Here is a 12,263-nt window from a genome sequence, read left to right as displayed (position 1 = left end):
CAGGCATGGTTTCTCCCTGCCAGAGCGTTCAGCTAATTTCATTAGCAACACGCTCTACCACTTGGAGAGTGTATACTCTCAAAGGTAATCTGCGTTAAAAAAACCGCCTGGAAAACTCTGCTTCAGTGCCGCAAGGAGAAAAAACATGCCGCGTGAATATACCCTTCTGACTCTGCCCGCAGCCTGCGCGCTGGCGCTCCTGCTGCTCTGCGCGCAGGCCACCGCCGCGGAACCGGCTGCGGAGCCAACGGAAAGCGCCGTCGCGCCTGCCGACACGGAAAATGACGCGCCCGTTCAGGCCGTTTATCCGGGCGTGATCAACCGGCGGATTACACGCGGCGGCTCCGGCCAGCCGCAAGTCAGCCTCTGGTATCCGGAACTGGGCCAGCCCCGCGTTGACGCCGAGATCCGGCAATGGGCCACAACGACCGCCGACGCCTATGAGCGCGAAGTGCATGAGAGCGGCGACGCGCCCGGCGAGGAACGCCCTGAAACCTACGGCACATGGGACCTCACCGGGCTGTTTGAAATCTCGCGCCCCTCCGATGCAGCGGTAAGCGTGACGTTCAACGTCTACAGCTACACCGGCGGCGCGCACGGCAATCTGGAAATCACCTGTCTGAACTACAGTCTGCCTGCGGGCCGCAGCCTGAGCCTTGCGGATCTGTTCGCAGATCCTGAAAAAGCCCTGCAATTGATGTCCGTCTGGTCCCAGCAGGAACTGCAACGCAGCCTGGGCGAATATGCCGATGCAGAGATGATACGCGACGGCGTGTCGCCGGATCGTAAGAATTTTGCCAACTTGAGCCTCATGCCGCAAGGCGTGCGCATTGAATTCCAGCCCTATCAGGTAGCTCCCTGGGCCGCCGGGCCGCAGCATGTGGATATGCCCCTGACGGAACTGCAAGCCGCAGGCCCCAACCCCCAGATCTGGAAGGAATAGCGCAACCGTGGCGCACGGCCGTTTGCCGCGCAGGATTCAACCGCTTCGGCATACAGCGGCAAAGCGGATTGAGGCTTGAGCCAGGGGCCGCGCAGGCACAAGCGCGACGTATTTGCGCTGTTGCCTTGCGCGTTAGAGCGTTTTTTGATTGAACATATTCATTTTCAATCAAAAAATTCTCTGGCGGATCTTCGGGCTTTACGAGAAGCGCCCGCAGGCGCGTTGAGGTGGGTTCATGCCCCGTGTTTTTTGTGCGTTTTTGATGGGAATAGTTTGCTGTCTTTTCACCGCAACCGCCGTGGCCGGCGCAGCACTTCCGGATCTGGCCGTCTCTTCCCCTGAACTGCCTGCGGGCGGCCTGTCAGCAGAGGACACCGCGGCAGGCGAACTGCGCGGCAGTGATGCGGCGGCGGCCGAAATTTCCGGTTCCACGCGGCCGGGCATTCTGGATCATCAGATCATCCGCCCCGGAGGCCCGGGCACGCCTCTGATCAATATCAGCTATCCCTCCCTCGGCCGCAGTGACATTGACGCGGACATCCGCCACTGGGCCACAAGCATTGCCGACGCCTTTGAGAAACATCTGGACACCGAAGGTTTCGGCCTGTCCGGCAGAGAAGATGCAGCGGAACAAGGCCCCTCCTACGAGCTCTGGGGCTCCTGCGATGTTTCCCGCCCCTCCGACGCGGCCATAAGCCTCACGTTTGAAATCTGGACCTATACCGGCGGCGCTCACGGCAACCAGGATATCATTACCCTGAACTACAGCCTGATCACGGGCCAGCGCCTGGGTCTGGTGGACTTGTTCGAGGCTCCGGAGACGGCCTTGCAGTTGATGTCCGACTGGTCATACCGGGAATTGTCCCGCCGTCTCGGCGGCGGCCGCCTGGGGCAGATGCTCAGGGACGGAGCCGCGCCCACGGTGGAGAATTTTTCCAGTTTGACGCTTACGCCCGCAGGTCTTTTGATCAACTTTCAGCCGTATCAGGTGGCTCCCTGGGCCGCGGGCGCGCAAAAGGTCGAAATGCCCCTGGACGAATTGCTGGGGGCCCGGCCCCTGTTGAGCATTTGGGGACGCTAGAGCGTTTTGCTATTGAAAATATGTAAAAAATATTTTAAACTATATGTATGGCAATCGCAAGCAAAGAACTCCGGATCAAGGCTGTTGAGGCGTACAAAACTGGTAAATTTACACAGCAACAGTTAGCTGATGCCTATTGTGTTCATTACAAAACAATACAAAACTGGTTAAGAGCAGATGCCAATAATGAAGAACAAGTTCCGAAAAAACGAGGTTGTCGTCCTCGTATTTTTACCAAAGAAGAAGAAAATGAACTCATTTTGCTTATAAGGGACGAACCTTCAATCACTCTTGAAAAGATAAAAGCAAAATTTAACAAAACATGTAATATTTCTGCCATTCAGCGCACCTTGCTCAGATTGGGGATTACATACCAAAAAAACTCCTGGATCTTCAGAGCAAAATCGGGAAGAGATAAAAATGACGCGTCATGACTGGAGCTGACCTTGGGGGCGTGCCGATAAAGCCCGTGCCCCCCAAGACCGCTCTACGCATTCCTGTCTCCGCTTTTCACTATACTTCAGGCTGCCGGATTTTATGCTCCCGCAGCATTTCGGCCACCTGGGCCACGTCTTTGTCGCCCCGGCCGGACAGGCTGACCAGAAGCGCCTTGTCCCCGGACATGCCCGGAGCCATTTTCATGGCCTGAGCCAGGGCGTGCGAGGATTCCAGGGCGGGAATCACGCCCTCATGGCGCGAAAGCGCAAAAAAGGCCTCCAAGGCTTCCTGATCCGTGACGCTGACATATTCGGCGCGCCCCTGATCCTTGAGCTGGGCGTGTTCCGGCCCGACCGAGGGATAATCAAGGCCCGCTGAAATGGAGTACACGCACCCGGCCTCGCCGTTGGCATCCTTGATCATATAGGAATGAAAGCCGTGCAGCACACCCGGCTCGCCCAGGCAGAGCGAAGCCGCATGCTCGCCGTAGGCCGTGCCCCGGCCGCCGGGTTCCACGCCTACCAGGCGCACATCGGCATCGTCCAGAAAACCGGCGAACAGGCCAATGGCGTTGGAGCCGCCGCCCACGCAGGCCAGGCAGACGTCAGGCAGGCGGCCGAGCTCCTCCAGCATCTGGGCGCGGGCCTCCCGGCCGATGACAGACTGGAAACGGCGCACCATATAGGGATAGGGATGCGGCCCCACGGCCGATCCCAGCACATAAAACATGTCCGGATCGCTTATCCACAGGGCCAGGGCTTCATCCACGGCTTCCTTGAGCGTGCGCTGGCCCGATGTGGCGGGCAGGACGCGCGCGCCCAGCATCTCCATGCGGATCACGTTCAAATGCTGGCGCTCAATGTCCACCTCGCCCATGCAGATTGTGCACTCCAGCCCCATGAGCGCCGCGCTCGCGGCCGTGGCCACGCCGTGCTGGCCCGCCCCGGTTTCGGCAATGACGCGCTTTTTGCCCATGCGCCTGGCCAGCAGACACTGGCCCAGGGTATTGTTGATCTTGTGCGCGCCCAGGTGGTTCAAATCTTCGCGCTTGAGCCAGATCTGCGCGCCGCCCAGACGTTCGCTCAGATTGGCGCAGTGAAAAACCGGGCTCGGCCTGCCGGTATAATGAACAAAAAGAGATTCCAACTCCCGCTGAAAGGACGTGTCCTCAAGGGCCGCATCAAGGGCCCGGCTCAGCTCATCCAGGCGCGCCTTGATGGCTTCCGGTACATACTGGCCGCCATATGCGCCGAAAAAACCCCGGCTGTCGGGGATGCCGTAACGGGCGGATTGGCTCATGCTCTTCTCCTTCACTGGAATTGAAAAATCGCAAAAACGGCTCTTATTCTGTCTTTTTTGCCCCGGCCCTGTCAAGGCGACGGCGGCGGCTCTCAGGGCACGGCATTTCAAAGTCAATCTGTCCCGAATGCGTCCTTGAGGGCTGAACGGCCGCGCCTCCCCACGCCTTGCCGCCGGGGGTGATTTTACCTATAGTGCCTCAGCCCGCGGCAGGCTCCGCAATGCCGCGTCCGCAACCGGGAGTGCTTTTGATGATCGACGAGAAATTCACCGGCAACGGCAAGGTGCTGCTGCTCGCGGGCGGCGGCAAAATCTACACGGATCTGGCGGCGCGCTTTGTGCGCAGCGAGCGCGCGCTGGAAGACATTGCCGCTTCGCCCTACTCCCGCCGGATTGTTGAAAACATTCTGGCTTCCGGGCATCGCGCGGCTCTGGAATTCGACTTTTTCCTCTTCGGCATTGAGGGCTATTCGCGCGTCACGGAAACGCAACTGGTGCGCAAGCGCCTGGCCTCCTATCTGATCAAGTCCGGCCGGGCGGAGCTGAACGGCAAGCGGCGCTTCTGCGTGGTGTATCCGCGCGAGGCCGCGGCATTCCAAGCCCATGTGACCCTGCCCGACGGGCGCGAGGCCCGGCTGAGCGGCCGGGATCTGGCCGAGCTGACCCGCCAGTGGTATGATGCCGGTCTCAGCGCCGGGCTGCCAGAGGAAGACCTGCGCTATCTGAAGCCCCAGGCCACGGAGTTCAAGGCGATCATCGGCATGAACGCCCACGCCCTGCTGGACTGGTTCGCCATCCGCTGTTGCCGCAACGCCCAGCATGAAATCCGCGATCTGGCCTGGAAAATGCTGCGCCTCTGCCGCCGGGCCGCGCCGGATCTTTTTGCGGGCGCGGGCCCCAATTGCGTGCAACTGGGCTATTGCCCGGAAAACGCCTTGCAGAACGCGCGCTGCAAGGGCCGGATCATGACCAGGGACGAAGCCCTGGCCCTGCTGCGCGAGCACGGGCGGCACAGCCCGCGCCGTGAGGAATTTGAGGAAGAGTGAGCCGCTTGGGGCTCAGGGCCTGGCCGCGCACGGGCCTTCCGGCCTGTGCTGGCCCTCTCGCGCCCAGGCTGCCGCGTCGTCCGCCCCTGCCGGGAGATCGTCCTGAGCCGTGCTTTCGCCGCCCATGCCGTTGACCACCGCGCCGATCATCACGCCCAGATAGCTCATGGCCAGGGCCAGCCACCAGATGCGGTAAAAATCATGGGCAAAGACGCCGTTGACCAGCCAGGCCGCAAAGCCGATCCAGAACCAGGCAGTCAGCCGCCAATGCAGGCTGGCGGACCTGCCTTCGCATTCCGCCGCGAGGCGCGGGCGGATGCGTTTGTAGCCCCACCAGAGAAAGCCGAGCAGAAAGATCATGCCCAGGCTGAAGCCCACCATGCCGTGGGCATAGAGCATGTCCAGATAGAGATTGTGCGGATGGCTGATGGTGATCGCGTCCTTTTCCGGGCTGAGGCCCAGGGCGCGGAACGCCGCATTGTACTGCCCGGCTCCCGCGCCGAACCAGGGATGTTCCAGAAAGACCCGCCAGCCCAGCTTCCACAGGCTCCAGCGACCATCCTGCATAAAGGCTTCGGAGCGTATCCGTCCCTCAAGCAAGGCGGCCACGCCCAAGGCCAGCAAAGGCCAGAGCACGATGCGCCATTGCCAGCCTCTGCGGCGCAGCACGGCCCAGAACCCGACCGAGGCGGCCACAGCCAGAGCTCCGCTGCGGCTGGCCGCGCCCAGCAGCAGAAAAAAGGCGGGCCACAGCGCGGTCAGCCACAAAAAGCCGGAACTCACGGCCCCAAGGCGCTGCCGCAGAAGAAACCACAGACTGAACGCCGGGACCAGCGCCAGGGCAATGTAATTGCCCACGGTGTAGTCGCCCAGGCTGCCGGTCAGCCGCCCGGCATTGGGCGCATAGCCCATGATGAAGTCGCGGCCCGTGCCCGCCTGCCAGATCCCGTCCAGACCCTGCCAGAAGCAGGCCGCCACGCACGCCCAGACCAGACGCCGCAGATCCTTTTCCTCCCGCGCGCATTCCATGGCGATGAAAGGCAGAATGAAGCCCTTGTTGATGCCTGTGCCGGCATGCAGGAAGGAAGCCCAAACGTTGCCGGAAAAGATCACGCCGATCAGGATCATCAGAAAGAGGCAATAAAACAGCGGCCGCGCGTTGAGCCTGCGCAGCACGCTGTTATGCCACTCATGGCGGTAATAGAGCAGCAAAAAGATGCAACTGAGGACAGGCAGCACTTCGCGCATGCCGTAGCCGATGGGAAAAGAAGCCAGGGAGAGCCAGAAAGACCAGAACAGACAAAAGAACCACAACTGGCCCGGAGGGCCCTGTCGCAATGCCGTGACAGACTGCTGTAGCGGCATGATCCATGACGTTGCAGCGGCAAAAGTTTTCTTCACGCTTCCCCCCTGCCTGGCGCGGGTCTGATTTGATTCCGGCTGTCCGCGGCATCCTAGCCGCAGTAGCGATGAAATTCAAGCCAAAGCAAAATCCTTGCTTTGCCCTCTCCACTGGCCTATGTATATTAAAGCAATGCGATAGCGGAAATATCCATTGCGCGGAACGCCTGGCAAGCGGCGCTTCGCGGCCACGCCGATCCTGTATCTGCCGGTCTGAAGAGCTGATGGAGATGCACGGCAATGCTGCGGCTGCCTGCAACGCCGTGGCGGAACCGCGTTTCGCGATCCATGCGGCAGGGGCTTGGAATGCGAAACTTGTTGGATTCCTCTGCGATATGCTGTAGCGTCCTTGCCGACGACGAAAGGTCGCGGCGCGGCTCTTTGCTTTTCCTGCCATGCCGCGTGCTCTTCCGCGCACGGTCGAATATGGCATTCATATACTTTCTATTGAGGTGACAATGGCACGATTTACCGGTTTTGATGAGGTTTACAGCGCGCTGTATGTTGATTTCGACAATATTTATACCCGTTTTCTGGAAGCAGACCCGGACGCGGCCCGCACTTTCGGCATCGCGCCCTATCGCTGGGTACGCTGGATTGAAAACCACGCCCTGCGCATCCTTTACGGCGAGGGCGTGCGCCGGCGCATTTTGAAGCGCATGTGTTATCTGAATCCCCAACGCTACCAGGAATTCCGCAACCCTTTCATCCGCAGCGCCTTTCAGGTGGTGGACTGTCCGCCGCTGACCTCGCGCGGCAAGACCAGCACGGACATTCATCTGGTCATGGACTGCATGGATGATCTTTCCCATACCACGCATTTTGACGAGTTCATCATTCTCTCCGGCGACGCGGACTTTACGCCGCTTCTGATCCGGCTGCAGGAGCATGCGCGCCGCACCCTGGTGCTTTCCGTGGGCTACTCCTCGCCCGCCTACACGGCCGCGGCTTCCTGGCGCATCCGTGAAGACTGGTTTTTGCAACAGTCGCTCAAGGACGATCGCAACGAGGACTTTGAAAGCGAACCCGCGCCGCAGCCCGCCCCTGCCGCGAAACCCGGGCAGGAGGACGATGACCCCGCTCCCGGCAACCGCTGGTGACGCGCAGGGCTGACGCATCTTCTGCGTCAGCCCTGTGGAGACGCTTGACTGCCGCTGCGGCCCCGGATAAAGATTGAAATGCTGCGGCGGCCGCGCAACACGCGTTGGTGCATCCCGGGCGCGCCGTGGCAGCGCCAGCCAGCCGGAGACGGCAGGCGGTTCTGTCTGAACCGGCCCGGTAAAAACACAGGCCGCCCGGCACATGCGCGGGATGCTTGTCTGCCCTGTCTTCCAATCTGTTCTTGTAAGGAGGCCCTATGTTTCGCGGAGTTGCCCTTGCCCTGCTCATGCTGACCCTTTTTTGCGGTCAGGCCCTGGCTGCGGAAAAATACATTGTTGCCAGCGACTGCACCTGGCCGCCCATGGAAATGCTCAACGCCCAGAAACAGCCCGAAGGCTATTCCACGGATTACATCCGTGCGGTGGCCAAAGCCGCGGGCTTTGAAGTGGATGTGCGCAACGTGGCCTGGGACGGCATTTTCGCCGGCGTGGCCACAGGCAATTACGACATTGTGGCCTCCTCCACCACCATCACCCCCGAACGTCTGAAGACCTTCGATTTTTCCGAGCCGTATTATGAAGTGGTGCAGGCCGTGGTGCTGCCCGCGGACAAGAAAATCACCAGCCTGAAAGAGCTCAAGGGCAAGAAGGTGGGCGGCCAGATCGGCACCACGGGCATTTTCGTCCTGCGCAAGGCTGACGTGGGCGCGCAAATCCGCGAGTACGACGACGTGGGCCTGGCCATTCAGGATATGGTGGGCGGTCGCATTGACGCGGTGATCTGCGACGATCCCGTGGCCATGTTTTATGTGAACAAAAAGGCCGATTACGCCGGCAAGCTGAATCTTTCCTTCAAGACCGGCGACACGGAATATTACGGCTTTACCGTGCGCAAGGGCCGCAAGGATCTGGTTGACAAACTGAACAAGGGCATCAGGCAGGTCAAAGAATCCGGCGAGGAAGCCCGGCTCATCGAAAAGTGGATGGGCAAGGACAACTAAAACGTTTTTTTCGGCTCCGCCGCCGCGCCGAGGCAGCATTTCGGCGCGGCGGCCCTTGCAACAGCAACAGCCCGCGCACGGCCCGTCCCCCAGGCCCGGTTTGCGCGCACGGCATTTCCCCATTGAGGCTGCGGCGCATGCCCGAAACAAAAGATCCCCACAGCAAGGGCAACATCATCATGGTCACCGAGGGGGCTTCCATCCCGGATCCCCGCGAATGGCGCTTGATCAATGCCTGGTCCATTGCCCTGTTCGGGGCGGTGATTTCGCTCTTTCTGCTCTGCCTGCTCTGGCCCGAGCCGTATTTGCGCATTTTGCTCTATCTGCCGGACGGCGTGCTGATCACCTTCAAGATCACCATCCTCTCCATCTGCTGCGCCGTGCCTCTGGGCCTGCTCACCGGCCTGGGGCGTCTCTCGCGCAACCGCCTGATCAATCTTGTGGCCTCCACCTATGTGGAGGTCATTCGCGGCATCCCTCTGCTTGTGCAGCTTTTTTACATTTACTACGCGCTTTCGCGTTTTGTGCAGGTCAGCGGCATCACGTCGGCGGTCATTGCCATCAGTTTCTGTTACGGCGCGTATATGGGCGAAGTGTTCCGGGCGGGCATCATGGCCATTTCCAAGGGCCAGAGCGAGGCCGCGCGCTCTTTGGGCTTCAACCGCCTGCAAACCATGATCCATGTGGTCTTGCCCCAGGCCATGCGCACCATTCTGCCGCCCGTGGGCAACGAGTGCATCGCCATGCTCAAGGACACTTCCCTGGTCTCAATCATGGCCGTGCCGGACATCATGCAGCGCGCGCGGAGTTTTGTGGGCACAACCTATCTGTATTTTGAAACATACACGGTCGTCGCCCTGATTTATCTGGTCATCACCCTCCTGCTTTCCAAAGCGGTGAGCATCATGGAATCCAGGTTGAATTACTATGACGGAAAGTAGCGATTCCCCTCCCATCATCACCATCGGCCACGTCTGGAAGTATTTCGGCTCCCTGCCCGCCCTGCAGGACGTGAGCCTCAATGTTTCCAGCGGCGAGCGCGTGGTGATCATCGGCCCCTCCGGCTCCGGCAAGTCCACCCTGCTGCGCTCCATCAACCGCCTGGAAGAGATCGACAAGGGCACAATCACCGTGCAGGGCCTGGATGTCATGAGTCCGGAGAACAACATCAACCATATCCGGCGCAATCTGGGCATGGTCTTCCAGCAGTTCAACCTTTTTCCGCACAAGACCGTGCTCCAGAATCTGACGCTTGCGCCCGTCAAACTGCTGGGGCTTTCCCGCGAGGAAGCCGAGGCCCGCGCCCTGGCCCTGCTCAAAAAAGTGGGCATCAGCGAAAAGGCCAATGTCTACCCGGCCATGCTTTCCGGCGGTCAGCAACAACGGGTGGCCATTGCCAGAGCTCTGGCCATGCAGCCGGCGATCATGCTTTTCGACGAGCCCACCTCGGCCCTTGATCCGGAAATGGTCGGCGAGGTGCTGGACGTGATGGTCACCCTGGCCGAGGAAGGCATGACCATGATCTGCGTCACGCATGAAATGGGCTTTGCCCGTACCGTGGCGGATCGCCTCATTTTTATGGATCAGGGGCAGATTGTGGAGTCGGGGCAGCCTGAAGCCCTTTTTACCTCGCCGCGTCACCCCAGGCTCAGGCAATTCCTCAATCAGATTCTCTAGGGGACGCCGTGCAAATAGCCGTGGCCGTGAGCGGCGGCGTGGACAGCCTCTGCGCCCTGGCGCTTTTGCGCGCCGCCGGGCATGACGTCCTGGCCCTGCACGGGCTTTTTCTGCCCGGGCGCGGCGCGCCCGCCGGGCAGCGCGATCCGCTTCCGGGTCTGGAAGCAGCCTGCGCAATCCTGAATATTCCCCTGCATATCATTGATCTGCGCGCCACATTCCACAGCCGGGTCATAGAACCCTTTGCCCGGGCCTATGCGGCCGGGCGCACGCCCAACCCCTGCGCGCTCTGCAACCGGGCCGTGAAGTTCGGCGCTCTGCTGGACGCGGCCATTGCCCTGGGCGCTGAAAAACTGGCCACCGGCCATTATGCCCGGCTTGGACCCGCCCTGCCCGGATCCCGCGCACCCGTCAGCCTGGCCGCGGCGCGGGATGCGGCCAAGGATCAGAGTTATTTTCTGAGTCTGACGCCTGCGGATCGCCTGCGGTACGCGCTTTTTCCCCTGGCCGGACGGACCAAGGCCCAAAGCGTGGCTCTGGTGGCCCAGGCCGGGCTTGAGGTGCCCCTGCCGGGCGAAAGCCAGGACATCTGCTTTGTGCCGGGGCGGAAGCAGGCGGGCGGCGTTCTTTCCGGCTCCGCGCCCGCCAGCGGAGAGTACGCGGACTTTCTGACCGCCCAATGGCGCGCGCGGGGCATCACGCCGCCGGGTTCAGGCCCCATCCTGCTGGCCGACGGCGCGGGAGGCCTGCGGGAAATCGCCCGGCACCGGGGCCTGTGGCGCTATACCGAGGGCCAGCGCAAAGGCCTGGGCATTGCCCACAGCGAGCCGCTGTATGTGCTGGCCAAGGACAAGCGGCAAAATGCCCTGGTAGTGGGGCCGCGCGCCCTGCTGGGCATGACGGCCTGCGTGGCGGAAGAGGTCAATGTGCTGGTGGAGCCGGAGCTTTGGCCCGATCGCGTGCTGGCGCGGCTGCGCTACCGGCAGCGGCCCGTTCCGGCCTGCGCCCGTCTGCGCGGCGACCGCCTGCATATTGTTCTGGACAGCTCCTGCTCCCCAAGCGCGCCCGGACAGGTGGCGGCAGTGTACGACGCTGACGGCAGAGTGCTGGCCGGGGGCATTGTGCAGGAAACTGACACAAGCATTTCAGGTTGAAACTGCCTTGCGCTCCACAGATCGCCGGGGACGCCGGCAAACCACGGGCAAAACGCGCGTTTCCCCACCCCGTCGAAAGCAAGTCGCCAGGCGGATCTGCTCCGGGCAGCGCAAGCGGAGGAGGCCCGCGTCCCCAAGGAAGGAGCAAGGGCGCGGGCCTCAGGAAAGGCCGCCCGCCGGGGAAGCGATGACCGGCGGACGGCAAGGGCGCGGAGCGGTCCCGTACGCAGGGGGCACGCCCCGCGGATCGTGAGAGCATGTCACAGGGAAAGCTGGAGGCTACGGCTGCCGCTGCCGCTCTCGCGGGCGGGCAATTTCTTCCAGCAGCAAGCACATCTTTTTCCACAAGCTTCTGTTTTCAGCGTAAAGATCCCGCCGTTCCTCCTCAAGGGCCGTCAGGCGTTTTTTCAGCTCCGCGCACTGCGGGCAGGAACACTCCCGGCCCTCGTGCGGCGCGGCGGCCGCGGTCTGTTCCGCCTGATGCGCAGGGGTCAGGCACGGGGCGCGCTTGTGCGCCGGTTCTCGGAAGGCGGATTCCGCGCCGGTCAGCAGCCAGTCAAGCGAAGCTCCTGTGAGGGCGCAGATTTTAAGAATCACGTCGGATTTGGGCAGATTTTCGCCCCGCTCATAAAAGCCCAGAGTGCCCTTGCTGATCTCAAGCCTGGCGGCGAATTTTTCCTGTGACTCCTTGCCGCGAACCATTTTGATGCGTGAGCCGAGAGTGGTCATGGTGTCGTGCCTGCGCAAAAAGGAACATCCAGTCAAAAGGCTTCTTTTCTGCTCAAGCGAGAGCGTTTCGCTACTTTCATTAGCAAAACGCTCTTGAGCATGTTACAGGCAAAATGCCCTAGAACTCGTAGCGGAACGTACCAAACACGCCGTGCGACGTGCTGTGAACACCGGTTTGCAGGTTGTAGTTCACGCCAAAGCTCACGTTGTCATTGCCGAATTCCAGACCGGCCTGGCCCATGTAAGAGATGTAGTCCATGGTCTGGGTTTCCAGTTCCGCAGTGCCGGACACGCCGGTGAAGCGCACATCGCTGCGGGCCTCAATGTCCCCGGCGGCCGGGATCACGGCCAGATCCAGGCTGGGCTTGAAATGCCAGCCGTTGCCGGTCTCGAT

At 61.4% G+C, this 12,263-nt stretch carries 13 protein-coding genes; 9 read left to right on the top strand and 4 right to left on the bottom strand.

Features of this window, described 5'->3' with window-relative positions:
* Positions 1-145: 145 nt before the first annotated feature.
* The 3 genes from G7Y51_RS10145 (at position 146) to G7Y51_RS10135 (ending at position 2,458) form a co-directional block, all read left to right on the top strand.
* Complete coding sequence (locus G7Y51_RS10145; protein ID WP_165177122.1) at positions 146-943, top strand: DUF3298 and DUF4163 domain-containing protein; 798 nt, start codon at positions 146-148, stop codon at positions 941-943.
* A gap of 298 nt (positions 944-1,241) precedes the next feature.
* Positions 1,242-2,024, top strand: a complete 783-nt coding sequence (locus G7Y51_RS10140; protein WP_241160210.1) for a DUF3298 and DUF4163 domain-containing protein — start codon at positions 1,242-1,244, stop codon at positions 2,022-2,024.
* Between the two features lie 47 nt (positions 2,025-2,071).
* A complete protein-coding gene (locus G7Y51_RS10135) occupies positions 2,072-2,458 on the top strand; it encodes a helix-turn-helix domain-containing protein (RefSeq protein WP_165177117.1) in 387 nt (128 codons plus the stop codon).
* A gap of 79 nt (positions 2,459-2,537) precedes the next feature.
* On the opposite strand, the gene trpB is transcribed toward G7Y51_RS10135, so the two are convergent.
* Complete coding sequence (gene trpB, locus G7Y51_RS10130) at positions 2,538-3,761, bottom strand: tryptophan synthase subunit beta (protein WP_165177113.1); 1,224 nt, start codon at positions 3,759-3,761, stop codon at positions 2,538-2,540.
* 251 nt (positions 3,762-4,012) lie between these two features.
* On the opposite strand from trpB, the gene thyX reads away from it, so the two are divergent.
* Positions 4,013-4,807, top strand: a complete 795-nt coding sequence (gene thyX / locus G7Y51_RS10125) for an FAD-dependent thymidylate synthase (protein WP_165177111.1) — start codon at positions 4,013-4,015, stop codon at positions 4,805-4,807.
* A gap of 12 nt (positions 4,808-4,819) precedes the next feature.
* Here the strand turns inward: thyX and G7Y51_RS10120 are convergent, their stop codons facing one another.
* Positions 4,820-6,208, bottom strand: a complete 1,389-nt coding sequence (locus tag G7Y51_RS10120; protein WP_241160209.1) for an O-antigen ligase family protein — start codon at positions 6,206-6,208, stop codon at positions 4,820-4,822.
* Between the two features lie 458 nt (positions 6,209-6,666).
* On the opposite strand from G7Y51_RS10120, the gene G7Y51_RS10110 reads away from it, so the two are divergent.
* The 5 genes from G7Y51_RS10110 to G7Y51_RS10090 all read left to right on the top strand — a co-directional run bounded on the left by G7Y51_RS10110 (position 6,667) and on the right by G7Y51_RS10090 (position 11,140).
* Positions 6,667-7,308: an NYN domain-containing protein gene (locus G7Y51_RS10110; RefSeq protein WP_165177106.1), complete on the top strand. Its 642-nt coding sequence runs from the start codon at positions 6,667-6,669 to the stop codon at positions 7,306-7,308.
* A gap of 257 nt (positions 7,309-7,565) precedes the next feature.
* Positions 7,566-8,309: a basic amino acid ABC transporter substrate-binding protein gene (locus G7Y51_RS10105; RefSeq protein WP_165177103.1), complete on the top strand. Its 744-nt coding sequence runs from the start codon at positions 7,566-7,568 to the stop codon at positions 8,307-8,309.
* 137 nt (positions 8,310-8,446) lie between these two features.
* A complete protein-coding gene (locus G7Y51_RS10100; RefSeq protein WP_165177101.1) occupies positions 8,447-9,250 on the top strand; it encodes an amino acid ABC transporter permease in 804 nt (267 codons plus the stop codon).
* On the top strand, positions 9,237-9,986 hold the full coding sequence (locus tag G7Y51_RS10095) for an amino acid ABC transporter ATP-binding protein (RefSeq protein ID WP_165177099.1): 750 nt from the start codon (positions 9,237-9,239) through the stop codon (positions 9,984-9,986). The genes G7Y51_RS10100 and G7Y51_RS10095 overlap by 14 nt, the downstream gene beginning before the upstream one ends.
* A gap of 8 nt (positions 9,987-9,994) precedes the next feature.
* Positions 9,995-11,140: a tRNA methyl transferase PRC-barrel domain-containing protein gene (locus G7Y51_RS10090; RefSeq protein WP_165177096.1), complete on the top strand. Its 1,146-nt coding sequence runs from the start codon at positions 9,995-9,997 to the stop codon at positions 11,138-11,140.
* Between the two features lie 279 nt (positions 11,141-11,419).
* Here the strand turns inward: G7Y51_RS10090 and G7Y51_RS10085 are convergent, their stop codons facing one another.
* Positions 11,420-11,869, bottom strand: coding sequence for a helix-turn-helix transcriptional regulator (locus G7Y51_RS10085; RefSeq protein ID WP_206214308.1), 450 nt, complete (start codon positions 11,867-11,869; stop codon positions 11,420-11,422).
* A 118-nt stretch (positions 11,870-11,987) separates the two neighbouring features.
* Positions 11,988-12,263: hypothetical protein (locus G7Y51_RS10080; protein ID WP_165177091.1), on the bottom strand; the 276-nt coding region annotated here is incomplete at its 5' end.

This window comes from Desulfovibrio sp. ZJ369 (assembly GCF_011039085.1).
Lineage (GTDB): Bacteria > Desulfobacterota > Desulfovibrionia > Desulfovibrionales > Desulfovibrionaceae > Desulfovibrio.
The sequence above is the reverse complement of the archived record's forward strand: the minus strand, read 5'-3'. Positions and strand labels throughout refer to the sequence as shown.